We start from the raw sequence: 25,880 nt of genomic DNA on the forward strand, positions 1-25,880 counted from the left end.
TGTCAGTGATCCCAGCCACCGCCGTCGCCGTCATGACCGTGATGGCCACCATGGCCACCGTCGTCGAAGTCGAAGAAGTCGAACAGGTCGCTGAGCGCCGGGCTATTTACCGGAACGTAGGGATTGTTCGGCGCGGCAAACGGGTTCGGGTAATTGTCACGGCTGCGGTTGGTGATCGGCTGCAGACGCCAGTTCCGCTCGATGAATTTGATGATCGAGACGTGATCAGCATATTCATGCGAGATATGGCCCTGCCTGGCATAAGGAGAGACCACGATCAGCGGGATACGGGTGCCGTCGCCGAAATAATCGAGTGGCTGCACATAGCCCGAGTCGAAGTAGCCGCCACCTTCATCGAAGGTGATGAAGATTGCCGTATCCTTGGCATAATCAGAGGCCTCGACCTGGTCGACGATCTTCTTTGCGAAGCCCTCGAACAGATTGAGCTTGGAGGACGACGGGTGACCGTCGGTGAAGCCGCTCGGCTTGACGATCGAGACGGCCGGCAGGCTGTGCTTGGAGATGTCCGTGTACAGGTCGACCGAATCCTTGATATGGGCAGCGACCTGCTCCGGATGCGACATGATTGACGTGTCGTACTGGAACGGATTGCAGATGTTGCAGTATTCGTCAGCGGTGGGACCAGCTACGCCCCAGTTGAGCTGGTACGGATCGTTGACGTAGTTGTTCCACTGGTCGCCATAGTACTTCCACGAGATGCTCTTCTCGTTCAGGCTGTCGCCGATGCTCTTGCGGGTCGACGGCGGGATCGTGAACGGCGTGTTGGACGGGTTGGTGTCGGTGTAGGCATTCTTGCCGTTGCCGAAATAGCCCGGGTTGTAGTTGTTCAACAGATAGTAATGGCCCGGTTCGCAGTTCGGATTGATCCGCAGCGTCTTCAGATAATTGACGATCGGCTTGACGCCGGGCTGGTTCGTATCCGAGCAGTCGCTGTAGGAGCCGCCGCCGGAGACCGGGTTCGTGGAAAAGGGCGGCGGATAGCCGCCATTGCCGCCGGCGCCGTAACCGTCCTCGGTGTACCAGTTGTTGGTGCCCATCGCCGGGTTCGGGTTCTCAATCGTATGGACGATGCCGGCATCGGGTGTGCCGCCAAACACCTGCACACCATTCGGCGGCGCAATCGCGTTGCCGTAGTGGTCGCTGAAATAGATCATGTCGGCATGGCCGAACATGATGTGGTTGGCTCCCGTGCCGCCGTTGACGGACTGGTGGAAATTGTCGCTCATCGCATATTGCTTCACCAGGCTCGTGAAGTAAGGCACGTCGCCCTTCTGCACATTGTAGAAGCCAAGTGCGGTCGACCCCTCGCCCGTGGTCGTCGCGGTCGGCGAATATTCGGTCGAGAAATTGGAAGGCTGCGCCGTGCCATTGGTGCCGGCGCCGACGGTCACTTCGACCCAGGCGAACAAATTGCCGTTGCAGCCCGACGGATTGTCGCGGCTGGCGGCCGAGGTATTGCAGTTCAGCTGCTGCCACATCTGATAGAAGCGATGCACCGGGCTTGCCGCGTAGGCGTCATAGGGCATGACGTCGCCGTTGGTGAGCTGGAACGGGCCGGCCGGCAGCGCACTGACATTGCTGATGCGCTGGTCGGGGGTCTTCGACGACTGACCGGTGCCGCCGGTCAAGAGATACTGGTAGTAATCGGCGGGCAGCCCGGATTCGGACTGCTGCGCCAATGCAAGAGACGCCTCACAGGTCGTGATCGGCGAACTGCCGCATTGGTTCGGGATGTAGGAGACCTTGGGGCCGCCGACCAGCGGGGCCGGCAACTGATCCTTGGGAAAGCTCTGCTTCGGCGGACTCAGCAGGAACGCATCGTTTGAACCGGTATCGGTGGCCGAGAGCTGATGAGCCTTCTCGAAATTCGGACCTGGGACGGCGTTCTTTTCGTGATCGAGCTTGACGATGCCCTGCGAGAGCAGGTTCATCACGCTCTCGCCCGGCCGGTCAGGCACGTAGGTGGCGAACACGTGATCGAAGCTGCGGTTCTCGCCGATGATGACGATCACGTGCTTGATCGGCGTCCTGGTCTCCTCCCCGCCGTGATGTCCCCACTCCTGCGCGAGGGCGGGACCGGCGATGAATTGACCCAGCGCCAGCGCGCTGAGCGTTAGGCGGCAACCGTGCAGCCAACGTGATTTGTGCCTGTTGTGCATCAAAGCTCTCCTTTGGTCTTCTGGTTAGGCGGCGTAGTCGAAGTCGCAGTATTCCCTGGCACTACCGTGATCCGCCCCATCATGCCGCCGTCCTCATGTTCGAGGACGTGACAGTGGTAGACGAAGGTGCCGACGATGCCGGGATCGCGAAAATCCATCCGCAGGCGCACGCTGGGATATTTCAGCATCCGGCCGTTGTAGTAGGGAACGTTGACGGTATCGCGCAGGAAGGGCTCGTTGACCGCGATGCCGGACCAGTCGAGTAACTGGAAGTGAAGCTGATGGATGTGAAAATCATGCAGCTCCATCGAGTGGTTCTCGATGATCCAGTCCTCGACATCGCCTTGCTTCACCACAATGTCCGGGACATCCGATTGCGGATCGAACGGCTTTGGCGTGTTTCCGTCGATGGTCATGAAGAATTTGGTCGGACTGTTCGGGTCATCGGGATTTTCCGGCTGCTCGGAAAAGAACAGTTTCCTTGCGCGCACCGGTGCAACGTCGCCGACCCACGGCCTCTCCGGCGGCGGCAACGGCTCGGCACGCGTGGACAGTGCAGCCTGCGGCTCGCCGGCATCGGCTGCGCTCGTGATCGCCATCAGCGCACGGTTCGGATCGTTCTCGCCGGCAGGCCCGGTGTCGACGGCACGCGTCACCAGCAGTGCCGGCACTCCGGCCGGCGGGCCCTCAACGATGAATTCGGCGCGCGAGCCGGGCGGCAGGCCGATATGCTTGACCCATTGTACCGGCGGGGACGGGCTGCCTTGGAACCGTAACGGTACGCCATCGATGCCGACGACGCCGATCGGTTGCGGCGCGCGGCCGACCAGCAAAGCCAAATCGAGATACGTGATCGCGGAAGCGTTCAGCACCCGCCAAAGCTGCCGCTCGCCCGGCTTCATCGACAGCGCCGCCGGTGGATAGTTCGGATACGGCACCGGCACAAAATTGATCGACAGGTCTTTCGACGGCTTGCCGAAGCCAGTGCCGGAGTTGGCGACGTCACCGTCATTGTCGAGCTGGCTCTTCGTCATCACGGGCTCGGATTTCGATGGCGACGCGTCGGGATTGACGAGATCCTGGTCGCGGATCACGAGCACGCGCTCAGGTAACCCGGCGAGCGACGGATCGGCGCGTTCGATGCCTTCGATGATCAGGGCGCCAGAGGCACCGCCGAGCACTTGGGTCTTGCTGAAGCCGTGAAGGTGCGGGTGATACCAATAGAGGCCGGGCGGCGCGTCGTCCGGAACGCGCAGGCGATATTCGAACGGCTTGTCGTCCGGCTGGATCGAGGTCTTCAGCACATCGTCCTGGTGGCAGACCGGCGGCACGTTCAGTCCGTGGAAGTGCAGATTGGTCGAAACCGGTGTCATCGCGCCGCTATCGCAGGGGTCCGCTTTCACTTTTGTCGTGCAGATCGGCGCGCCGGCGAGCGCCCGGTCGATCGCAGGCGTCGCGGTATCGAGGTCAACAAGGTCGTTCTTGAAATGGATGACCAATTGCTCGCCTGGCTTCAGGCGCAGGGTCGGCGATGGTTTGCCGTCCGACGTCAAATAGCAGTAACGGACCGTTCCGTCGGGCAGCTTCTCATCGTGGACGCTGAGATCGGTTTCGAGCACGCCGTCACGGCTGCGCAATTCCGCCGGTTCCACGACAGCGCTTCCAGGCTGGGGTCGGGTGCAAACGTCCTGCGGCGTGCGTTGCAGCTCCGGCAAGCCGGTTGCGCCAAGCCAAGCGGTCATGGCACTCGCTGCAAGCCCGAGGCACGCGGCGACGATGACACAAGAGATAGTCGAATAACGTCGAAGCACGCCGTCCCGCCAATGCGCTGCCGTCAGCCGTGCGAGACCGCGCTGACGCCAACCACGGCTCCAACCCGAATTCTTGCGACTGCGGTCGTTGACAAGTGTTTTTGTCTGACGAGGTCAACGCTACATGCGCGTTGTTGCGGTATTCTGGCAGGTTTCTAACAACCAAATGACAGTGGATTGCGACATATCGGCACGGAACTTTTCTCAACGCAGCTGACGAGTATCTCGCGCCCCTCAGCGAGGACCAGCTGCAATTCAAGACGCAGTTCGAAGTCTCAATGCCGCCTCAACTCGGCCTGCGGCGTCGAGCCGTCGGCATTGACGGGTGTCAGCACCACCTGATCGCTCGCTCGTCCGCCGGGTGGCGGCAATGTCAGCGTCGCCGCCTGCCGATCCATCTCCATTATGACCTCGCGGCCGCCGATCGTGCGCAGCTTCCATCCCTGATAGTCTTCGCCGAGCTTCAATCGAAGCGGCTGCTTGGTCGACTGATCGAGAAAAATGCCAAAGCTCTCTTCGTCGCTCGCGATGGTTCCGACCAGCGACAATGGCGGCGGCTGGACTGCCTTGCTCCGGGGCGGCGGGGGTGGCGGCGCAGGGGCCGGCTCCGAGGCGGCCACCGGAGGCGGCGGCCGGCGCGACGGGGAGAACACCGGACGATCGCGCGTGCCCGGCAATCGCGTGAGCGGAATCGCCCACAGCGGGTTGGCGCTCAACGGACGTTCCGGCTCCGGCGGCGGCGTGACAACGCGAACGGATGTCACCGGTGCGCTCGACGACGGCGTGAGCGGTCCGCCCAACCGCGTCTCCTCAGCGATCCCGGCGTCGAGGGCATCGGTCGTGATCGCAGCGGCCGCTGCCGCGTGAAGCGATAGCACGAGCGCCACGGAAACGATCACCACGGAACGCATCATTTGGCGCCTCGCCATTGTCCTGATACGCCGAGCAGAACCCGCAATTTGCCGGGCTGCGCGCCGGACGCGGAGGTTGCGCTCTGGACCACCAACTGGTCGATGAACAAGAACGGCATCCCCGCCTCGAGATCGTAGAGCAGTTGCTGCAACTGAGCCTGCTGGACCTCGCAGCTCGCGATCATGCTGAGGAATCCGGGCTTGCTCGACGGACTCTGGACGTCTAGCTGCGTGGAAAGCACATTGCCGCCGTATTTCGTCACCGCGCTCGCCACCCGCTGCAACAGCGTCGCGCCAGCGACCGTGACGGTCGCGCCCTCCAGATAGGCCGAGCCTGGCGGCATCGCCTCGCCGGGCGCGGTGGCAGCCGCGCCGTGGCCGTCGAGCTGTTCGAGCATGCTTGCCGAAGCCGTGACCTCGCCGCGCCGCTCGATGAGGTCGGCGATCGACGTCACGACGGTGACGAGCAACACGATGACGAGACTGGCATAGGCCGCCCCCGCCAGGACCGGCGAGGACGTGACGAGCCTTGCTGGCGCGGACAGGATGCTCATGTGCCGGATCCGAAATAGGCGGTGAGATGAGCTTCGATGTGGAAGCGCTCACCGGGCTCGTTGGTCGCATGCGTGGTCGGCGCGAAGAAGGTGACGCGGGTGAACTGTGGCGACTGTTCCATCAATCGGACCAGCGAGGGCGCATCCTGGGTCATCCCGGCGACCTGGACCTTGTCGCCTTCGATGCGAAGTTCGGTGACGTAAGTGGAGTCGGGCAACGCCTTCGAGATCGCCTCCAGCACCATCACGCTGGATGGCGTGGTCTGCTTGCGCTTGGCGAGCAGACCGAGCCCTGAGACGGAGCCGTTGGCACCGAGCCGCAGCGAGGCGCGTCGCTGCGAGATGCGCTGCTGCAAATCGCCGAGTTCCGATTGCAGTGAGCCACCGAAATAGGCACCAGCCAGCAGCGAGGCGCCCGCGGCGAGCGCGGTCGACAACAGGATCGCGCGCAGCAGGCGGGGCACGTTGACCGCGGCTCCAACCACGCTGCGCAGCGGCTTGTCGACGAGCTTGATCGGTGCGGAGGCATCGGCCGGCGCCAGGATCGCAACTGACGCGGCGTCGACCTTCTCGGCGAACTCGATCACGGGAGCGATTTTCAGCTTCGAGGTCGCCGCAACGATCACATCGATCCGGTCGTTCGCAACTGATACCGGCGAACTCCAGCCGAACACGGCATCATCGACAGACCACGGCGTCAGGCGATCGACCTGCGCCCGGATCATGCCGTCGAGGAAATCGGCAGCCTTGCTCGGGAAATCGAGCGGATGCGTCATGACGTGGGCCGGCTGCAACAGCACTTCTATGCGACCTCCCCGGAGCGCCGCGTTCCACTCCGCCGACAGCGACGGCTGCGGCTTGCCGCTGTCGAGGCGGAAGGAAACATCGGACAGGCCAGCTCCGCCCTTCGTGGCGATCAGGCTCGCCGTGAGCGCGCCGTCATCCGCTTCGACAAGTCGTATCCGCTGCGCGCGCACGAAACGGTCGGCCACGATGTCGACGGCACGGCTTACCGCATCGATCCACCCGACGAGAAACTGCTTTGCGTCCGACATCAACGCCATCAGGACCTCCGGCGCACGGGCCGCGCCTCGGCCGGCTCGACATCGTCCTGCCACGACAGCAGGCGGTAGGGCTCGCGCTTGTCGCCGAGCGCGATCACGACTTCGGAGGTGGAGCGGCGGCCGTTGGCAAAATCGATCGTCGCCGCGATGCGGTAGCACGGGCTCTTTGCTGCCGGTGCAGCGCTTTTTGGGGAAGCGGACGGGTCGGCAGCGGCGAGCGAGCCGCCCGGCGAGGCGATCCCCCCGCCGAACGGAGCCATGTTCGCATGAGAATTCTTTGCGAAGGCCGCGACCACTTCCGGTGCCGCGATGGTGGCATCGATATCCGACGACCCGTTGAAAACGGTCACAAACGGCAAAGCGCGATCGACCAGAACAGGCGAAAGGCCGGCGACCAGCGCCAGCTCATTGACATGCGTGAACAACGACTGGCGCGGCGAATAACCCAATGCCGCGTAGCGCGCCCCCTCTTCATCGGTGCTGTCCGGCGTGGGCCGGCTGCGCCAGCCGACGACACGCTCCGCAACCTCATTGGCCGCATCCTTGCTGGCACCAAGTCCCGCGAAGAGGGCGGCGAGCACGTCCTTCGACGCGAAATTCAGATCGATCCGGGCTGCCTCGGACGTGAAGGTGACATCGACATTGGCGTCGTCCATCCGGAAATGAAACGTCCCCTGCGCCGGCCTGGTATCGCTACCCGCCAGGGTTAGCTGATAGGCGGTGAGCTCGACGCTAGCCGACACCAATGCTTCATTCTGCAAGGCGGTGTCGCTGATCGCCATCGCGCGCGCGGATTGCGACAGATAGAGCCCAAAAATCATCGCCAGCGACGCCAGCGCGATGAGAAGCCAGAGCACCGCGACAATCACGAAGCCGCGCTGCGGATCCTCGCCGGAAGACCGCCTCATGGCTAACCTCCCTGCCCGGCAGCGACGGTCCGGGCGGCGATGTCGGCTGCATTCGGCTGGTCGGCCTTGTCGTTGCAGTTGCCATCCGGCCGCGTACAGTCGCTTGGAACCTGAGCGTGGATCGATGCGATGGTCGACACCTGCAGCACGCGCTGGCTCCCTGCATCGCGGACAGTCACCTTGATCATGATCGGCAATCGCCCGGCGTCGCGCCAAGTGCTTTTCCAGTCCCGATCCGGTCCCGCATAGGCAAAGGACAGCCGAAACGGCGCGCGCAGCAGCACCACCGGATCACCAAAATGCAACTGCTCGGACAGTGTCGAACCGATCGGCAGCGGCGCAAATCGCGTGCGCGAGCGGATCGTGGCGAATCCGAGCCGGTCGGTCGTTTCGCCAAGTCGCACGACATCGAGTCCCTGCCCGATATTCGGACCAATCGCCGCACGCACGAAGGTGACCGACAGCTCCGATCCGACGAACAGCGGACGGCGAGACTCACGATTGGCGGGGACATATTCGGCGGCGGCAAGGTCGGCCGCGATGTGTTGCAACGCGGTCCCGATCGCTTCGTCGCGCTGGATCCGGCCGAGGCCGCGATTCCAGTTCGGCAACCATTGTGCCGCGACGCTGACAAGCGCCGACAGCACAAGACTCATCAGGGCGAGCGCGACGATGGCTTCGATCAGCGTGAAGCCGCGTTCCCCTGCGCGCGAGCCGGTCTCCGCCACGGTCATTCGGACGCCCTCTTCATCAGGCGGACCGTACGAATGTCCGAGGTCACCCCGCTGGGCGACTTGACGCGAACCCTGACGAGCTCGGGTACCCAAGCCACGACGGAATCGGGAACCGTCCAGTCGCCGCCAAGCGGAGTGACGTCGACCGTCCAGCGATAGCCATCCACTTGCCCCGACGATGTTCCCTGCTGAAGCTCCTCGCGCGGCGGCATCGCCGCGGCCATCGCCGTGCGCATCGCCTGCGTCAACGCGACATGCGCCCCGATGGCGCGGACACCGCGCACATTGCTCGCCATCACCGATCCGATCGCGACGATCACGACGGCCACCAGCGCCAGCGCCACCAGCACCTCGAGGAGCGTGAAGCCGGCGTCGCGCCGCTCAGTTGATGCCGATGTCGCGGGATACAATCTCGACCCTCCCGGTCAGCCAGTTGACGCGAACTTCATAGGCCGCATCGAAGCGCGCCAGCGCGATGGTGCCGCCGCACGACATGCCATCTGCGAAGAAGCGAATGGTCGATAGCGCCGCCTGCCGGTGACAGGTCTGCGGCAGCACCGCCTCGAAATGCACGTCATCCGGAATGCGGATCGCCGCCTGCGAGGCGCCGGACCTGATCGTGCGCCCGCCCGCATCGACCAGCGCAGCAATGCTGATGTGGCGCTGGATCGCAGCATCGCGGTCCGCCATCAACAATGTCGCCGCCTGCAAGGCATAGGCCTGCAGGCGCGAGCGCGACGTTTCATGCGGAATGAACGGCAGAAAGACGGCCGAAAGCAGCGCGATGATCGCGAGCACGCAAACCATCTCGAGCAACGTGAAGCCTTGTTCTGCCGACTCATTCATTTTTGGCGGACAGATTTTCGAGCGAGATGTCGGCGGCAGTCCCGCTGCCGCCTTCCTGGCCGTCAGATCCGTAGGAGACGATGTCATAGGGGCCACGCTCGCCCGGCGAGCGATAGACGTAGACATGGCTCCAGGGATCGTTCGGAACGCCGCCGCCCTTCAGGTAAGGCCCATTCCAGGCGGCCACGCCCGAAGTCGGCCGTACCAGCGCGGTCAATCCCTCCGCGCTCGACGGATACCGGCCGGCGTCGAGATAGTAGAGATCGAGGGCGGTGACAAAGCTCTGCAGCTGGATCCGCGCGGCCTTGACCTTGGATTCGCTGAGATAGTTGAGGACGCGCGGGCCGATCAGCCCCATGATCAGGCCGATAATCGCGATCACCACCAGCATTTCGACCAGGGTGAAGCCGGCCTGGCTTTCAAGCCGCCTGCCTCCGAGCTCGAGCCGGCTCTGCCCCCTGCTTGCGATGATGTACCGGCCGATGCCCTTGAGCGATATCATGATGTACCAACCTTTGGTCTAACCGACCAGTTGAGTGACCGACAGCAGCGCGGTCATGACCGACACGATCAGGCCCCCCACGACCGTGCTGATACAGATGATGGCGAGCGGTCCGACGATGCCGACGACGCGATCGAGACTGCGCTGCAGCTTGGCTTCATAGAATTCTGCGACGCGGCCAGCCAGTGTCGGCAACTGGCCGGTCTCCTCGCCGAGCCGCAGCATACGCACTGCCATCGGCGGCAGGCTGTTGGCGACCGCAAGTGCATCAGACAGCTTTCCGCCGTGGCGGACACGATCAGCCGCCGCGCTCCAGCCTTGCTCATTTCCGGTCACGGCCATGATGTCGACCAGGATGCGCAACGTCTCGGTCAGATTGACGCCGCTGCCGAGCAGGACGCCGAGATTCCGGCAAAACAGGCTGCTCCGATGGAACTGGAAAATGCCGCCGACGCCGGGCAGACTCGACAATCCGCTCAAGATCGCAGCCCGCACGCCAGGCCGCCGCAACAGCCACCAGCCGCCGGCGATGATCGCCGCGGTCGCCAGCAATGCCGGCGTCGCATTTGCATGCAGGAACTCCGACAGCTTGATAAAGCTGCTCAGCGTCGTATCCGACTTGCTTCCGAAATCCTGCAGCACCGACGAGAATTGCGGCAGCACGAACAGGATAAAAAACAGCATGACCCCGGCCGAGGCGACCAGCACAAAAGCCGGATATTGCATCGCATCCGTGAGCTTGCGCCGCATCTGCTCCGATCGTGCCCGCTCTGCGCCGAGCATTTCCAGAACCTGATCCAGCGTGCCGGAAATCTCACCAACGCGGACCAGCGCGGCATACATCGGCGGAAACAACGCCGCGTGGCCGGCGATGGCATCGGCCAGGCTTTCGCCCGAGAGCAGCGAGGCCCGGATCTTGCTGACCACCGGACGTAACCGCCCGACATCGGCATCGCCTGTCATCAGCTCAAGTGCATCGTCGAGCCGGGCGCCAGCCTTCAGCAACAGCGCGAGGTCCCGGGTGAAAGTGGTGATCTCGGCAGCGCTCGGGCGGCCGAACAGACCGTAGGCAGCCAAACTCGAGGGCGAGCGCTTGTTCTCGACGGTCTCGATCGGCAACAGCCGTAGATATTCGATGCGACGCGCAACCTCGGCTGCGGTCGTCGCCGAGATCGTGCCATTCACAATCTCGCCGTTCTGTGTCAGGGCCCGGTAGCGGAACTCAGGCACGCGATCACCGCAAGGTTGTGACACGGAGGATTTCGGCAGGCGACGTCAATCCCGCGCGGCATTTGGCGATACCGTCGTCGAGCATCGTGGTCATGCCGCCGCGGATCGCCAATGTGTCGATCTTCAGACCATCGGTCTTCTCGCCGATCAGCTCGCGAAGCTCGTCGGTCAGCTCCAGAACCTCGAAGACGCCGAGACGGCCACGATAGCCGGTGCCCGCGCAACGGTCGCAGCCGCAGGGCTCGTGGATCACGTCGCCGCAGTGGAAGCCGAACGCGGTCAATCGAGGATCCTCGGTGAAGTCGGCATCGGCAAGGACGCGCGTCGTTTTGCACCGCTCGCATAGTTGACGCACCAGGCGCTGCGCAACGACCGCGCGCAAGACCGAGCGCAGGAGATAACCTTCGACGCCAAGATCGAGCAGGCGCGGCACCGCAGCCGCAGCAGTTTCGGTATGCAGCGTGGTGAGCACCAAATGTCCGGTCAGCGCGGCATGTACCGCCACATGCGCGGTCTCGGAATCGCGGACTTCGCCGACCATGATCACATCAGGGTCCTGGCGAACGAAGGAACGCAGCGCCGCCGCGAAGGTCAGTCCGATCGCCGGCTTGACCTGCGCCTGGTTGATGCCGGGGATCTCGTATTCGACGGGATCTTCCACGGTGAGGATTTTCCGGATCGGCTCGTTGAGAATCGACAGCACGGTGGCAAGGGTCGTGGTCTTTCCGCTACCGGTCGGGCCGGTGACGATGATCATGCCGTGCGGCAGTTTCAACAGCCGGCGCAGCCGCGCTTCGTCAGGCGGCGAAAATCCCAGCTTCTCGACGACCAGGAGGCCACGATCCTTGGGCAGGATGCGGATCACGGCCGCCTCCCCGTGCTGCATCGGCATGATCGCAACGCGGATATCGACGTCGACGCGGCCGACCCTCAAGCGCGCGGCACCATCCTGCGGCAGGCGGCGTTCGGCGATGTTGAGATTGGCTACAATCTTGATGCGGGAAATCACCGCCTGCGGCAACACATTCGCCGGTGCCGAGACCTGCCGCAGCAAACCATCGATGCGCATGCGTACCGCGAAGCCCTTGTGAAACGGTTCGATGTGAATGTCGCTGGCACGCAATTCGACCGCCTTTTCAAGCAGATCGTTGACAGCCCGCACCACCGGCGCGCCGCTTGCGAGATCGCGAAGACTTTCGATGTCGTCTTCGCGGAACTGCGCCGGCAAAGCATCGCCCGGAACCGCCTCGTGCTGGTCCAGACGCTGGTCGAGAACGACCGCAAGGTCCTCGAAGGTTGCAACCTTGATCGCAACTCCCTTGCCGAGCACGATCTGCGCCGCGCGCTGTGCGGATTGATTGGTCGGGTCGGCGACTGCGAGCACGACGTCGCCCTGTGGCGACCGATAGGGGAACACCAGGGTCTCCCGCAGGAAGCGCGGCGAGAATGATGCCGCCAGCGACACGGCAGACATCATGTCCTGCAGTGCGACCCGGTCGAGACCGTGGAACCGCGCAGCCTGCTCGGCGAATTCACCTGCCGGCAGGTCCACCAGTTCCCATAGCTTGGCCTGCCGCTGGTCGGCATCACCTTGACCGGTGGAATCGTCGCGTCCGTCAACCGCCGTCAAATGCCTGCCCTGACGGAGATACTCCACGAACTCCGAGGACAAGTCGCTGGCCATCCGTTGTTCCGGTCGCAAAAACTTTCAACCGGCTCGTCACGAGATCGCTGAAGGCGATGCGCGCGGGGCCAGCACTGCGACGTTATTGACCTGAACTATGACAGCTGTACGAAGCTGCTCGTGCAACAGCCGCTCAAAAAAGTTCAGCGGATAGATGTGTCGGACGAGCGTGTTCTGGAATCAACGCACGCCGACGGACTGTCATCTAATCAAGCGACCAATTTATTTCTGTCATGTTCGATCGCTAAGTATTCATTCTCGGACGGGTGACACAAGCAGATCGACGCAACGATCTGCGAGCACCGGCGGTCGGAATGGCGAAGTCTTATGGTACGCGTCGACAGGCTTGGCCATCATCGAATCACGCGCCGCAGCGTCGGTGCCGCCTTTGTTCTGTCGTCGCTGGTTCTATTGGCGTCGTGCAATTCCGCGACCGTCGGTTCGAGCGTCGACAATTCGCAGCTCGATATCGCGGACAAGGTCCGTTCGATCGATCTCATGCCGCGCCAACCGCAACCGGTCGGCCCCGTGGCCGCTGCATCCGGCAGCAATCGCGCTGGCACCGGCGCGATCTACGAAGGGGCTGAAGTCACCGCGGTATCCGATAGTCGCCCGCAGCCATCGTCGAGCGGCAACGGCTTCGACCTGAACTTCGAGAACGCGCCGGTTGCGACGGTCGCGAAGGTCGTGCTCGGGGACATCCTGGGCGTCGGCTACACCATTGATCCGCGGGTGCAGGGCACGGTCAGCCTGGTTTCCGTCCGGCCCGTGCCGAAATCCGACATTATATTTGTGCTGGAGGGCGCATTGCGGCTGAGCGGCGTCGTGCTGCTGCACGATGCGTCCGGCTACCGGCTCACGCCGCTTGGCGATGCGGTCGGCGCCGGCCGGGTCGATGCCGCCGCCGCCAACCCCGAGCCCGGATACGGCGTGTCGGTTGTGCCGTTGCAATATGTCTCGGCGTCGACCCTGTTGAAGCTGATGGACAGCTTTGCCACCCGCGCCGGAACGGTGCGGGCGGACACCACGCGCAATTTGCTTCTGATCCAGGGCACCGGCGCCGAGCGACGTACCGCGGTCGACACGGCGCTGAGCTTCGATGTCGACTGGATGCGCGGCCAATCGGTCGGCATCTTCCCGGTCGCGAGCGGTCCGCCGGCGCCGATCATTGCGGAACTGGAGAAGATCGTGGATTCCGGCGAGAACGGTCTCAGTCAGAACGTGATCAAATTCGAGCCGATCACCCGCCTCAACGCCGTCATGGTGGTCAGCAAGCGCCCGGACATGTTGCGCACCGCCGAGACCTGGATCAAGCGGCTGGATCGCGCCGACACTGCGCGGACCACTGTTCATGTCTATCGTGTCAAATACGGCGATGCCCGCCAGATCGCACGCGTCTTGACCGACATGTTCCTCGGCGGCTCGGGCGCATCGAGCCTGCTCGACAGCGCTGACAATCAGGTCGCACCGGGATCGGGCACGTCGGCCACGTCGAGCGCCGATCGCCTGTCGCTGACCGCAGGCAATTCCGCCTCAACGAACGGCTTCGCCGGACGCGGCACGACCGGGAGCGGAACCACATCTGGTTTGGGCTCGCAAGGCACGAACGGCGCGCAGGGCACCCAGGGCGCAAATCCCGGCGGCGGCGGCAACAGCGGAGCGCTCGACGCCGGCCGTGGTGCGACGTCCGGCAATGGCCAATCCATGCTGCAGGATGTCAGGATCACCCCCGACACCACCAACAACAAGCTGTTGATCTACGCCGATCAGGCCAACTACCGCATTATCGAATCGACCCTGCTGCAGCTCGATCAACCGCAGCTGCAGGTCGCGATCGACGCCACCATCGCCGAAGTGACGCTCAACAATTCGCTGTCCTACGGCGTCCAGGCCTACATCACCGGGCAAAATCTGGGATTGAAGCCAAACTCCGGATCGATCCTCAACACCCAGGCGACAACGGCGCCCGCGACCACTACCGACGCCACCACGGGCCTCGCCTCGGTCGCGGGCTCGCTCACCAACGCCTTCATCAACCAGAGTTTTCCGGGTTTCAATTTCCTGGTCGGTAACGCGACGCAGCCGAGCCTCATCCTCGATGCGCTGCATGCCGTGACCAGTGTGAAGGTATTGTCAAACCCGTCGCTGGTCGTGGTCGACAACCAGGTGGCGACGCTGCAGGTCGGCGACGTCGTGCCGGTTTCCACCGGCAGCGCCACCGTGCTGACGACCAGCAACACCGTGGTCAACACCATCGACTATCGCAACACCGGCATCATCCTGCGTGTCGCGCCACGCGTCAGCGCCAATGGCACGGTGCGACTCGATATCGAGCAGGAGATCAGCAACGTACCTCAGACGTCGTCCAGCACACCCAATTTGACGCCGACCATCTCGGAGCGGCGGGTCAAGAGCCAGGTCTCGGTCGCCAACGGCCAGACCGTGCTGCTCGCCGGCCTGATCAGCGAGCAGCAGAGCGGCGTGCGCAATACGATCCCCGTACTCGACCAGATTCCCGGCCTTGGTGATGCCTTCGGTCACCAGTCCAACAGCACCCAGCGAACCGAGCTGATCATCTTCATCCGGCCGCAAATCATCCGAGACGGCACGGACGCGCATCTCGTCTCCGAAGAGCTTCGGTCCAAACTGCGCGGAACCATCGCCACCACGACGAGCAATGCCCCGGTCACGACCAGCTTCCATTGAGGCCGGTGTCGTGGCCTCGCTCCGCTCCACCGTCTGGCGCAATCTGCCAGCTGCGGCGACGGTCGTGCTCGCTATCATCAGCGGCCCATCGGCGCACGCCGATGCGCTGAGCCGCGGCACGGCGGCGTTCGACCGCGGCGAATATGTCCGCGCCGCGCAGGATCTGTCACCGCTGGCCGCGCGGGGAAATCCAGGAGCGCTCGGCCGGCTCGGCTTCATGTACGAGCACGGTTTTGGTGTCCCGCAGGCCTATCAGGCCGCTTTCGATCTCTATTGCCGGGGCGCCGCCCGGGGCGATCCATTCGCCCAAGCCATGCTGGGACTGATGTACGACAAAGGTCACGGCGTGCATCAGGACGTAATCCAGGCCTACAAATGGCTCAACCTGGCAGCGGCACGGTCGCAAGGCCGCGCGCGGGAGGCCTATTTGAGGTTTCGCGATGCGGTCGCCTCAAAGATGACGCGCGATGAAATCGTCGTCGGACAGCGCCTCGCCGGCCGCCTAAGCGGACAATGACCTTCAGACGCTGCGCCTGTCGGAATGGCTCTCTCGAGGGGATCCCAAGCTGTTAAAAAGCTTGGTGGGCGCACCAGGGCTCGAACCTGGGACCCGCTGATTAAGAGACAGCTACGGATCGAGAACAATCAATGGCTTAGCGGTCGCATCCCGGGTCTTATCCGGCACCGCATGGGCATTCGTCGCACTATGGTCCTTGCACTGCCTGACATCTGAACACCTGCTCTATCGGCTCAGTCGCCGACATCTCGAACTCGGCCTAGAAAGACACTTGAATCGGCTCAAAAGATGCTCGCGCCGCCCGCCTGAATCAGTTTCTCCGCTGGCCTGCATCTCCTGTCACGTTGGCTCGCGGCGCTCGGCGCCGATCTTCTTTGCTCAGGCTCTGCCGCTTGACGCTGGCGGACGAGGCGACCGGGCGGCTAAGGAGATTCCGCTGACCGCCTACGCGCCGCTCGCGCAAGGCCAGGCAGCAAACGACGCCACGCTCGCCGCCATCGGTCGCAAACATGGTGCGACCGCGGCGCAGATAGCGATCGCCTGGCTGTTGGACCAGCAGGATGTCATCGCGATCCCCAAGGCGGCCCGGCCGGAAAGCCAGAAAGCCAATCTCGGCGCGCTCGCCATTGCCCTGGGCGACGAAGATCGCGCCGCGATCGCGGCGCTGCCGAAAGACCAGCGCTTCGTCCGGCCGCCGGTTCGCGCCGGAATGGGATGCCGTCGCGTGAGTGCTCCAAAATACTCCGCGCTCAGTTGGTCTGCGTGGAAACCGCGGTCTTGGCATGCAAGTTGACCATGAGCAGGGCCGCGGCGAACGTTCCGAAAGCGATGAGTCCCCACTGAAGGATCGTCGGACTTTCGCGGCTGATCAACAATGTAATGAGCGCCGCCACCGCGGGTGTCACGGCGGGCATAAAGGACGCAGTCACAAGTCCGAGGATCCTGGCCGCATAGAGGAAGCCGATCCACGAAAACACGCCCGCGATGAAACCTTGGCAAGCTATTTGCTCCAGAAGGAGCGTCCAAGGGATGGCGCTTAAGCGGCTAAGGCCGCCGGCGAGGACGTAGTAGGGTCCGAAAGTCGCCAGCGAGGCGGAAGAGACGATCGTCATGGCCGTGATCGGATCGACGTGCCACCTGCACGAAAGGGCAGCGAAGGTCGCCGCCGCAAATCCGCCCGCAGCGAACAGCGCTATCCCTACGGCCGCCTCGGGCGAACCGTCGACCAGAGACGTGAACGCCAGTACGGCGAGGCGCGCAGTCAAAGCCAGCATCGCGACCGTCCGCAACAAGCCGAGTCTCTCGGAAAGCACGAGCCGAGCGAGTACGATACTGCAGACGGTCAGCGCGGCAACTTCGATAAGGATTCCGCTGGAGAAAGGCGCTTTTCGGCCGCCGCTGATGACGCAAATGCCGAGCAAGGGGCCGCCGACCAATGCCAGCGTCACGGCGACGGACGCTTTTGTCTTAGCTATGCGCCCGGATCGCTTGGTCGCGTAATAAAGAACGAGAAGGATCGGAGCGGCGACGGCATACCTGATGAAAAGCAGGTCGAACGGCTCGAAGCCGACGGAGAAGCCATGATGGGCTGCCGCCAATCCGACGCCCCAACCAAGCGCTGCCAATGCTCCATAGAGAAGTCCGAAGGGAACGGCGGCGCTGCGCTGCGGCTCGTGATAGCAACTGGCTAGGACGGAAGCTAACGATGGCATTCCGAGCCGCCTAAACTTGCTCGCGCTGTACGCCGTGACCGGCGCGCAGCTTACCAGGGCAGGATTTCGCCGTGGCGATCGGTAAAGCGAAGCCCCGGGACCCCTGCATTGCGCTCGACCATGTCGACCACCAGCGGGATGCTATCCGAGATACCGAGAGTTGCTTCATCGCCGCCCATGTCCGTCCGCACCCAGCCGGGCGCGACCAGCAAAAGAGCGCGCGGATCGTTCGGATGCCGCGCGGAGAAGGCCTTCATTAGCATGTTTAGCGCGGCTTTGCTGGAACTGTAGAGTTCCCAAAAGCCGACGCAGTTACCGATACTGCCAATCTCGGACGACAACGCCGCGATCACGCCGTTCTCGGGGACCAGGTTCTCCAAGGCTTCGATCACACGCATGGGACTCAGCGCGTTGGTCAGCATCATATCGAGGAAATCGTGATCGCTGACTGCGATCGGCGTCAATTCGTTCGCTTTGCAGATGCCGGCATTGACAAATAGCGTGTCCAGCCTTCGACCAGCGAGTCGCTTCTTCAGCGCCCTTATTGAGGCAAGTTGGACAATGTCGACATTCTCGATTTCGAGTGACGCGGGATAGAGCTGGTGCAATTCATCGAGTCCTGCGGACTTGCCCCGCGAAGTGGCGATGACATGCCAGCCTCGGGCGCAGTATTCATCAGCCAAGGCTAAACCGAGGCCGCGTGAAGCGGCAATGATAGCGACGGTTTTCTTGGCGGCCATTTTAAGTGTCCTGTTCGTTGTTACTCTTCCGGTTCCGACGCCGAATTGAGGGAGACCCCGCCGCCGACAAGATCAGGAACCGGGTAAACGGAAGCCTGATCGCCGTTGCGACGACAGCCGACGCCTCGATAGATGCGAGGCCGAAGGCAGTTTTGCCATCGAGCCAAGCTTCTTCTGTCTAGGCCGCCAGGATTTTCTCCGGTGTGATCGGAAGATCGCGGATACGGAGGCCGATCGCGTCGTAAACGGCATTGCCGACCGCGGCTGCCACGCCCGTCGCACCGAGTTCACCGATGCCCTTGGCGCCGAGCGGGCCCGAGTTGGCGTCAAATTCATCGACGAATCCCACATCGATGTCAGGCGGGATGTCGGCGTTGACCGGGAGTGCAACGCCCGCCAGATCCTTCGCGAGCCAGCGACCGAGTGTAGGCTCGAAGTGGCTCGCCTCCATGGCCGCCATGCCCCAGCCCCACACAATGCCGCCGATCATCTGGGAGCGCGCTGTCCTTGGGTTGATAATCCGTCCGGCGCTGTAGACGCCGGTTGCCCGGCGCAACCGCAACAGACCGAGCTCCTGATCGACGCCGACCTCGACGAAGATCGCACCGAAGGTGCGAGCCGGAAACGCCGACGAGCCCATATCGACGAATGCGCCGCCCGGAAGATCGAAAGCGCCGTCGGATGTGAGCTCCGATACGCCGGCCTCGCCGAGTACTTCCCGAATGGTGCGGGCTTCGTTGCCACGCATGATCCGGGCATCCCGCATGGTGACGTCCTCGGCCGGCCAGCCTGTGAGCCGCGCGAGCTTGGCGCGCACCCCAAGGGCCGCGTGCTGGACGGCTGCGCCCGTGCTGATGGTGGTTCCTGAACCGTAGGTCGGACCCGAATAGGGCAGATCGGAGTCACCCGCGACCGCTAAGATCTGCTTCGGGTCGAGCCCGAGAACCTCTGCGGCTATTTGCGGGAAGATGGTCGCAGGACCGGTGCCGATGTCGCAGAAGCTTGACTCGATCCGCGCTGTGCCGTCCGCTTTCAGGCAGACGCGTGCGGTCGAATGGAAACGCGCCTGACCTTGGCTGCAATCGGCCATCCCGCAGCCAATTCGCCAATGGCCGTCCCGCGTGCCACCCTTAACCCGCGTCCGCCAACCGAAGCGACGAGCACCTTCTTCATATGCCTCCCGCAGTTTCTTGGATGACCAGGGCTTGCCGCTTTCCGGATCAGTCTCGGCGTAGTTGATGAGACGCAAGTCGAGCGGATCCATGTTCAACGTGCGCGCCAGTTCGTCCATGGCTGAACCGAGCGCCCAAGAACCTGGGCCGTCCCAAGGGGAGCGCATGAAAGTGGGCAAAGTAATGTTGCCACGGCGGATGCGTTGGCTGGTGGCAATGTTGTCGCAGGCATAGAAAGTACGTCCGGGAACTGCGCCGAACTCGACATAATCCTCCGTGACGCCGGTGATGTTGGTGGCGGCGTGGCTGACACCGAGCAGCTTGCCGTCGGCGCCGGCGCCCAAACGCACGTCATGCACCATCTGGGGCTGCGGTCCCACCATGCCGTACATTTGCTGCCGCGAGAGCACGAGCTTCACCGGTCGACGCACGACCTTCGCGGCCATCGCCGCCAGGATTTCATGCGGCCAGACAAACGCTTTGGCGCCGAAGCCACCACCGGTATGCGGAGAGACAACGCGGACCGATGTCGCCGGCAGACCAAATACGGCGGCCATGACATTCTGTACCGCCGGCAGATGCTGAACGGCGTCGTAAACAGTGAGATGATCTCCTTTCCAGGCTGCGATAGTGGCGGAAGGCTCCATCGGGTTGGCGTGTCGGGAGGGCTGCGTGTAAGCCGCGCCAGCCTTGACGGGGGCTGCAGCTATGGCTGCCGGCGCGTCACCCTTGTTGAACTCGAGCGCATTCGACATCGAATAGCTGCCCTTCTTCGGGTCGGCCGACACGACGGCAGCCGTCTCGGGCACGATGAATGCGGCGCGCTCATAGCTAACCCTCACGATCGTGGCTGCGGCCTCCGCTGCTTCGAGGCTCTCGCTTACGACGATCGCAACTGGCTGCCCCTCATGGACGATAGTGTCGCTCTGCATCGGTATGAAGCGGGTGGCGAGCGGCGGCACCGTGATCTTGTCGAGATCGGCATGAATCCGCGGCATGTCGGCGGCGACCAGAACACGGGTTACGCCCGGAATGGCAAGCGCCGCCCGTGTGTCGATCGCGCTGACGCGCCCGGCTGGAACGGTAGATGCCACCAAAACGGCATAGAGCTGTCCGACCTGATTCTGATCGCCGGCATAGCGCGCGGTGCCTGTGACCTTCACGAAGCCGTCGGCACGCGCGATCGGTTGTCCCAAGTTACCCATCATGCCCTCGCTGCGAGTTCGATCGTGCGCAGCGCGGCGTTGCGCGCCAGCTTGATCTTGTAGGTGTTGGAGGAGAGCGGCCGCGCATCGGCGAAGCCCGCGTCGACGGCCGCCTCAATAGCAGGAGATCCGAGTTTCTGACCGGCGAGACGTCGCTCCGTCTCTTCGAGGCGCCACGGCTGCATGGCCACTGAGCCGAGCGCGATGCGTGCCCGCCGGATCACGTCACCTTCGAGATCCAGGGCGACGGCCGCCGAAACGGTGGCGTATTCGTAGCTTTCCCGTTCTCGTATCTTGAGATAGGCGGATTTCGGCGCCGGTCGACCGATTTCGATTCCGACGATCAGCTCGCCGTGGTGCAGGACGCTGTGCGCCGTCGGATCCTCACCCGGCAACACATTGAATTTGCGAGCCGCGAGCCTCCGCCCGCCGTTCTTATCTTCCGTGATAAAGTCGGCGTCCAACACAGCAAGCGCGACTGGTGGATCGGCCGGGTGGACCGCAACGCAATCCTTGGTCCATCCGAAAATCGCGTGTTTCTCGTTGAAGCCGTGTAGCGCACCACAGCCCGAGCCCGGAGCGCGCTTGTTGCAAGGCGTCGGCTCGTCGGCGCGGAAATAAGGACAGCGGACGCGCTGCAGCGGATTGCCGCCGACCGTGGCCAGATTGCGGATCTGCGCCGACGCGGATTTGAGGATGGCTTCCGAAAGGACCGGATAGGAGGCGCGGATGAGTGGGTGCTGGGCGGCGTCATTCAGCTTCGTCAACGCGCCGATGCGGACGCCGCCATTCGGTAAGGCTTTGACACCCTCCATGCCGGGAATGCGGGTGATATCGACGATCCGCGCCGGCTCGACGATGCCGATCCGCGTCCAGTTGAGCAGTTCGGTCCCACCGGCCAGCACCATCGTGTCCGGCAGAGCGGCAAGCGCAATCGCGTCAGCGCGCGAGGTCGCCTGCGCATAGCTAAAATCGCGCATCACGCTTTCTCCCTGGCAGCGGCTTCCACAGCAGCGGCGATCTGAGGATAGGCGGAGCAACGGCAGATGTTGCCGCTCATCCATTCGCGGATTTCCGCGTTCGAGCCGGTGTGGCCCTCGGCGATGCAGCCCACCGCCGACATGATCTGCCCGCAGGTACAGAATCCGCACTGGAACGCGTCGTGATCGATGAAAGCCTGTTGGACCGGATGGAGGCGCGGTCCGTCAGACAATCCTTCGATTGTCGTGACCTTGCGGCCGGCCGCCGCCACCGCCAGCACGAGGCAGGCGTTGACGCGCCGGCCGTCCAGCAGCACAGTGCAGGCTCCGCATTCGCCGCGGTTGCAGCCCTTCTTGGTTCCGGTGAGTTGCAGCCGCTCCCGCAGCATGTCGAGCAGCGTGACACGAGGTGGCAACTCAAGCTGATGGTCCACCCCGTTAATTTCGACATGCACCATGGCAAGTGCCTCGAACTGCTTCGAGGTGGATCCGGCCGCGCCGGCCGAGTCCACCGGAACAACGGCCGCCCCGGCCGCAGCTATGGCGCTGTTCCGCATGAGATCGCGGCGCGAGATCGTTGGTTGGTGCTTAGACATCTTGCTTTCCTATGGTGTTTGGGTCGGATCACTTCGCAACGGTTCGAGCTGCGTCGTCTTCCGCCAATGCCAGACCTGGCGGATTTCTATTGCGCCTTTTCATGTTCAGCGATGCCCACGGATTTGTAGTCATAGGTGGGATAGAATTCGGTGCGGTACGGCCCCCACGCGGTATCCTCGAGCACCCGGTTGACTTCGCGGATCCGGTTCGCTGGAAATCGCAAGATGACGATCTGGCCGACACCCATGACGACGTCCCAACTGACCACTTCGACGCCGGGCGGCGGGAATTGCTTGTAGAATCCCTGCTTGGCGAGTTGAGCGTTCAATTCCGAGAGCGGCCGTGATTGATCGTGTCGAAGGAAAACGGTCAAAAGAACCGCATTTTCCGGCATGGCCGTCGCACTGCCGGCCAGTGGCGCCGAAACGCCCTGAGCCCAGGCCGTCCGGATCACGCAGGTGGCGATGGCAGCGGCAATCGCAATGCATGCCAATGTCCGTCTCATTCATTTCTCCTTTCGAGTCGACCAGCGATGCATTGCAGAACGAGCCTCAGGGGCAAGCTCCCTCGGCCTATCCAAAGTCGTTACTTGATGGCCTGAGGATTGATCGGAGAACCGGCACCACCAGGAAGGTGAAGCGGGGGAGCCGAGAAGAAGAACTCATAGACGCGATCGGCGGCGCAATCCTCAGCGAGTTCTTTCAGATAGAAAATCTCGCCCATCGAGATGCCGATCGAAGGGATCACCACCCAGTGCCAGGGCTGGTTCGCCTCACTGGTTTCATTGGGTCTGACTTCGCAGCCCCAGGTATCGCTGCAGATCGCCGCGATGTCCTTGTTCTTCAGCCAGAAGCAGGTTTCGAAAGCAAAGCCAGGGGCTGGCCCGCCGGCATAGCCCGTCCAGTCGCCGGCAGCGATGCATCGTTCCTGATGCCCTGTGCGCAAGATCACGAAATCGCCCTTGCGGATTTCGACACCCTGTGCCGCGGCGCAGCTGTCGAGGTCGGCGCAAGTGACAGCATAGCCGTCGTCGAGCGAAGGCACGCCCTTGAAGCGCGCGACGTCGAGCAGCACGCCTCGCCCGACCATCTTGTCGCGAACATGCTCGATGCCGAGCTTCTTCGCGCCCTTCACATCGACGAGCCGCGCCTCGTACCCGTTGTACATTTTGTCGTCGAGAAAAACGTGGCAGAGCGCGTCCCATTGGGTCGATGCCTGGCAGGGCATGTTGATCGCATCGTCGGCATAGCGGAGATAGGGAAAGGGCTCGTCCTGAGTCCCCGCCGCAGCGTCGGTGCCGGTCGCCAGCATGGTGTGGATCGGATTCCACCGCCCGCCGAACAGGCCAGACTGAATCGGCTCCTTGAGCGAAAGCCCCAGAGAAAAGACCTTGCCTTTGCGAACCAGGCCCGCCGCGCCGACGATGTCGGCCGACGTGACGTTGTTCAGCGTGCCGATCTGGTCGTCATCGTCCCACCGGCCCCAATTGGAGATTTTTTTAGCTGCATCGAGGATGTCCTGGCGCGTAAGTCCGGTCTTCATGGTGCGGTCCTTTCACTAAGGCTTATTCGGCAGTCCAACCGCCGTCGATCAGCATCGAACTTCCGGTCATGAGGGATGAGGCATCGCTGGCGAGAAAGACGATAGCGCCCGTGAGGTCATCGACCTGTCCGATGCGTCCAAGCTTGATTTTGTCGAGCACCGACTGTCGGAAGGTGGCGTCGCGGAAGAAGGGCTCGGTCAGCGGCGTCTCGATATAGGTGGGGCACAGTGTGTTCACCCGGATCCCGTGCGGAGCGAGATCGATGGCCATCGCCTTCGTAAATCCCTCCATCGCCCATTTGCTGGCGCAATAAAGCGAGCGACGCGCACCACCGACGTGGCCCATCTGGGACGACATGTTGATGATCGATCCGCGGCGACCCGCATTGATCAGGCCGCGGGCGACGCTCTGCGCGACGAAATAGGTGGCACGAACATTGAGGGCCATCACAGTGTCGAAATCCGAGATCGACACGTCGGTGAAGAAATCGGGCCGATTGGTGCCCGCATTATTGACGAGAATGTCGACTGGCGGCCGTTCGGCGAGCACCTTGGCGACGGCGTCCGGATCGGTGACGTCCAGCGTCAACGCTTCCGCGGTACCGCGTGCCGCGCGGATCGCAGCGGCCGCGGCCTCGATCTCGTCGGTGGTACGGGCGCACAAGAGGACGTGCGCGCCGGCATGCGCCAAGGCGGCGGCCGCGGCTAGGCCAATCCCCCGGCCCGCTCCGGTGACGAGCGCGCGTCGCCCATCGAGCCGGAACGACGGCGGAGCCGGGAGCACGACTTGTGGGGCGGTGCTCACAGCGCGGCCACCTTTGAACCATAGAGAGATGAATTCGGAGCGGCGGGCACGGCATTGTCGTCGTCAAGGGAGAGCACCACGTCTTTCGTTTCCGGCGCGAAGAAGAAGCACACGCACAAGACCAGACCGCATCCAGCGAGAAGCAGGAATGCCGGCAGAATGGCCGCCTCCGTTGCTTTGGCGGAGACCAGATTGTTGGAACCGGCGATCAAGGCGAGGCAAAGGGGCCCAAGAATTTTGCCTAACCCATTCGCTCCTTGGGCAAACCCCGAGCCGCGCGCAGCTAAGCGCGTCGGGAAAATCTCGGCCATGTACGGGCTGAGGGTGCAGAAGCCTCCGTCGTAAAAGATGGCGCCTGCTGCGAGAGCCAAGACGAAGACGGGGACGCCCTGCACGAAAACGTCATGGAAGAGTGCCGCGCAGCTCAGAAAGACGGCGATGCCGAAGCCGAGAATGCGGCCAGACCACACCCGCCCGATCCTTGCCGGCAGATAGGAGAACATGGCGCGGCCGAGAAGGCCTGCGAGCGATATCCACACGAAGTACTTTGCGGCGGCTGCGACGTCGATCTTGAGGAGCATGGAGGTGATGGTTGGTCCCCACAGATAGACCCCATAACCGGCCGTGCTGATCGTCAGCCAGATCAAGAACGTGAACCAAAAGCGGCCTGGACGAACATAAAGCTCTGCCAGCGACGCGGAGGGCTGCCGGACACTGACGTCCACGTCGGCAGGAACGTCCGACAGGTCGCGGCCGGCGAGGATGGCAATCGACCGTCGCGCGGCGTCCGTCCGACCCCGAGCAAGCAGCCACCGCGGAGACTCTGGCATCAAGAGCGCAAACGGTACGCACAGCAGCAATGGCAGAAGACCAAAGGCGGCCACCCCGCGCCAACCCAAAACATGCATCAAGCTGGCGCTGGTCAGCGCGGCCAGCAGCGTACCGACGGACGGCAGCATGATCGGCCAGCCGAGCAGCTTCAAGCGCATCGGCGTCGGCGTGATCTCGACGATCATAACGAGTTGAAGCGCCCCGATGCCGCCCAGTCCGGCGCCCACCACCACGCGCAGCACCGAGAAGATCGGCCAGCTACCATCGGGCACGAAGGCGAGCGCTCCCGCGCCCAGCGCGCAAGTAATCGTCGCCGCGATCAATACCGGCTTGCGGCCGATCTTGTCGCCCAAGGCACCAAACAACAGCGAGCCGAAGATCGAACCCAGGCCGCCACTCAAGAGCATGATCGAGGATTCAAGGTAGGTCAGATGCCAACCGGGGCCGAGTGAGGCGACAAGGAAGCCGACGATGTAGAAATCGAAGAAGTCGAGAGACCAGCCTGCACACAACGTCGCGAAACTGGCCCAGTATCGCGATGACGGTCCGACCTCGTCATAGAATTTCAACATCGTAGGGGCGTTCATCGTACAACTCCCTTCAGGCGCCTCGCGGCATTCGCGCCTGGGCGCAACAACCTTTTTCTTTT

General features: G+C 63.2%; 23 protein-coding genes and 1 pseudogene. 3 read left to right on the plus strand and 21 right to left on the minus strand.

Features of this window, described 5'->3' with window-relative positions; genetic code table 11:
- Window positions 1-2 precede the first annotated feature (2 nt).
- The 12 genes from UP09_RS22400 to UP09_RS22455 all read right to left on the minus strand — a co-directional run bounded on the left by UP09_RS22400 (window position 3) and on the right by UP09_RS22455 (window position 12,424).
- On the minus strand, window positions 3-2,180 hold the full coding sequence (locus UP09_RS22400; protein ID WP_044540432.1) for an alkaline phosphatase family protein: 2,178 nt from the start codon (window positions 2,178-2,180) through the stop codon (window positions 3-5).
- A complete protein-coding gene (locus UP09_RS22405) occupies window positions 2,180-3,922 on the minus strand; it encodes a multicopper oxidase family protein (protein WP_044540433.1) in 1,743 nt (580 codons plus the stop codon). The genes UP09_RS22400 and UP09_RS22405 overlap by 1 nt, the downstream gene beginning before the upstream one ends.
- Window positions 3,923-4,266: 344 nt before the next feature.
- A complete protein-coding gene (locus UP09_RS22410; RefSeq protein ID WP_044540434.1) occupies window positions 4,267-4,905 on the minus strand; it encodes a hypothetical protein in 639 nt (212 codons plus the stop codon).
- Window positions 4,902-5,456, minus strand: coding sequence for a type II secretion system protein GspM (gene gspM / locus UP09_RS22415; RefSeq protein WP_044540435.1), 555 nt, complete (start codon window positions 5,454-5,456; stop codon window positions 4,902-4,904). The genes UP09_RS22410 and gspM overlap by 4 nt, the downstream gene beginning before the upstream one ends.
- Complete coding sequence (locus tag UP09_RS22420; RefSeq protein WP_044540436.1) at window positions 5,453-6,520, minus strand: PilN domain-containing protein; 1,068 nt, start codon at window positions 6,518-6,520, stop codon at window positions 5,453-5,455. The genes gspM and UP09_RS22420 overlap by 4 nt, the downstream gene beginning before the upstream one ends.
- The gene (locus UP09_RS22425; protein ID WP_245302128.1) at window positions 6,520-7,389 is read right to left on the minus strand and encodes a type II secretion system minor pseudopilin; all 870 of its coding nucleotides are present in this window, start codon (window positions 7,387-7,389) and stop codon (window positions 6,520-6,522) included. The genes UP09_RS22420 and UP09_RS22425 overlap by 1 nt, the downstream gene beginning before the upstream one ends.
- Before the next feature lie 41 nt (window positions 7,390-7,430).
- Window positions 7,431-8,162, minus strand: coding sequence for a PulJ/GspJ family protein (locus tag UP09_RS22430; protein ID WP_044540438.1), 732 nt, complete (start codon window positions 8,160-8,162; stop codon window positions 7,431-7,433).
- Window positions 8,159-8,572 (minus strand): prepilin-type N-terminal cleavage/methylation domain-containing protein, encoded by a 414-nt coding sequence (locus tag UP09_RS22435; RefSeq protein WP_082070235.1) that lies wholly within the window; start codon window positions 8,570-8,572, stop codon window positions 8,159-8,161. The genes UP09_RS22430 and UP09_RS22435 overlap by 4 nt, the downstream gene beginning before the upstream one ends.
- Window positions 8,544-9,008 (minus strand): prepilin-type N-terminal cleavage/methylation domain-containing protein, encoded by a 465-nt coding sequence (locus UP09_RS22440; protein WP_044540439.1) that lies wholly within the window; start codon window positions 9,006-9,008, stop codon window positions 8,544-8,546. The genes UP09_RS22435 and UP09_RS22440 overlap by 29 nt, the downstream gene beginning before the upstream one ends.
- Window positions 9,001-9,510, minus strand: coding sequence for a type II secretion system major pseudopilin GspG (gspG, locus tag UP09_RS22445; RefSeq protein ID WP_082070236.1), 510 nt, complete (start codon window positions 9,508-9,510; stop codon window positions 9,001-9,003). The genes UP09_RS22440 and gspG overlap by 8 nt, the downstream gene beginning before the upstream one ends.
- A gap of 18 nt (window positions 9,511-9,528) precedes the next feature.
- A complete protein-coding gene (locus tag UP09_RS22450) occupies window positions 9,529-10,740 on the minus strand; it encodes a type II secretion system F family protein (RefSeq protein WP_044540440.1) in 1,212 nt (403 codons plus the stop codon).
- Between the two features lie 4 nt (window positions 10,741-10,744).
- Window positions 10,745-12,424 (minus strand): GspE/PulE family protein, encoded by a 1,680-nt coding sequence (locus tag UP09_RS22455; RefSeq protein ID WP_044540441.1) that lies wholly within the window; start codon window positions 12,422-12,424, stop codon window positions 10,745-10,747.
- Window positions 12,425-12,751: 327 nt separating this feature from the next.
- Between UP09_RS22455 and gspD the strand changes: the two genes are divergently transcribed.
- The 3 genes and pseudogenes from gspD to UP09_RS22470 all read left to right on the plus strand — a co-directional run.
- The gene (gene gspD / locus UP09_RS22460; protein ID WP_197082719.1) at window positions 12,752-15,130 is read left to right on the plus strand and encodes a type II secretion system secretin GspD; all 2,379 of its coding nucleotides are present in this window, start codon (window positions 12,752-12,754) and stop codon (window positions 15,128-15,130) included.
- A gap of 10 nt (window positions 15,131-15,140) precedes the next feature.
- Window positions 15,141-15,647, plus strand: coding sequence for a tetratricopeptide repeat protein (locus tag UP09_RS22465; protein ID WP_349643923.1), 507 nt, complete (start codon window positions 15,141-15,143; stop codon window positions 15,645-15,647).
- A 424-nt stretch (window positions 15,648-16,071) separates the two neighbouring features.
- Window positions 16,072-16,375, plus strand: a pseudogene (locus tag UP09_RS22470) (aldo/keto reductase); the annotation flags it as partial.
- Between the two features lie 21 nt (window positions 16,376-16,396).
- Here UP09_RS22470 and UP09_RS22475 read toward each other — a convergent pair.
- The 9 genes from UP09_RS22475 to UP09_RS22515 form a co-directional block, all read right to left on the minus strand.
- A complete protein-coding gene (locus tag UP09_RS22475; RefSeq protein ID WP_082070237.1) occupies window positions 16,397-17,359 on the minus strand; it encodes an EamA family transporter in 963 nt (320 codons plus the stop codon).
- 50 nt (window positions 17,360-17,409) lie between these two features.
- Complete coding sequence (locus tag UP09_RS22480) at window positions 17,410-18,099, minus strand: SDR family NAD(P)-dependent oxidoreductase (RefSeq protein ID WP_044540443.1); 690 nt, start codon at window positions 18,097-18,099, stop codon at window positions 17,410-17,412.
- Between the two features lie 178 nt (window positions 18,100-18,277).
- Complete coding sequence (locus UP09_RS22485; RefSeq protein WP_197082720.1) at window positions 18,278-20,434, minus strand: xanthine dehydrogenase family protein molybdopterin-binding subunit; 2,157 nt, start codon at window positions 20,432-20,434, stop codon at window positions 18,278-18,280.
- Window positions 20,435-20,475: 41 nt separating this feature from the next.
- The gene (locus UP09_RS22490) at window positions 20,476-21,540 is read right to left on the minus strand and encodes an FAD binding domain-containing protein (protein WP_349643924.1); all 1,065 of its coding nucleotides are present in this window, start codon (window positions 21,538-21,540) and stop codon (window positions 20,476-20,478) included.
- Window positions 21,456-21,914: a (2Fe-2S)-binding protein gene (locus UP09_RS22495; RefSeq protein ID WP_502689071.1), complete on the minus strand. Its 459-nt coding sequence runs from the start codon at window positions 21,912-21,914 to the stop codon at window positions 21,456-21,458. The genes UP09_RS22490 and UP09_RS22495 overlap by 85 nt, the downstream gene beginning before the upstream one ends.
- Before the next feature lie 224 nt (window positions 21,915-22,138).
- Entirely contained in the window at window positions 22,139-22,558 is a 420-nt protein-coding gene (locus UP09_RS22500) for a hypothetical protein (RefSeq protein ID WP_044540447.1), read from the minus strand.
- A gap of 80 nt (window positions 22,559-22,638) precedes the next feature.
- Entirely contained in the window at window positions 22,639-23,595 is a 957-nt protein-coding gene (locus UP09_RS22505; protein WP_044540448.1) for a cyclase family protein, read from the minus strand.
- 22 nt (window positions 23,596-23,617) lie between these two features.
- Window positions 23,618-24,400 (minus strand): SDR family NAD(P)-dependent oxidoreductase, encoded by a 783-nt coding sequence (locus tag UP09_RS22510; RefSeq protein ID WP_245302130.1) that lies wholly within the window; start codon window positions 24,398-24,400, stop codon window positions 23,618-23,620.
- Entirely contained in the window at window positions 24,397-25,818 is a 1,422-nt protein-coding gene (locus tag UP09_RS22515; RefSeq protein ID WP_082070238.1) for an MFS transporter, read from the minus strand. Before UP09_RS22515 ends, UP09_RS22510 begins: the two co-directional genes overlap by 4 nt.
- Window positions 25,819-25,880: the final 62 nt, after the last annotated feature.

This window comes from Bradyrhizobium sp. LTSP885, assembly GCF_000938305.1.
Taxonomy (GTDB): Bacteria; Pseudomonadota; Alphaproteobacteria; order Rhizobiales; family Xanthobacteraceae; genus Bradyrhizobium.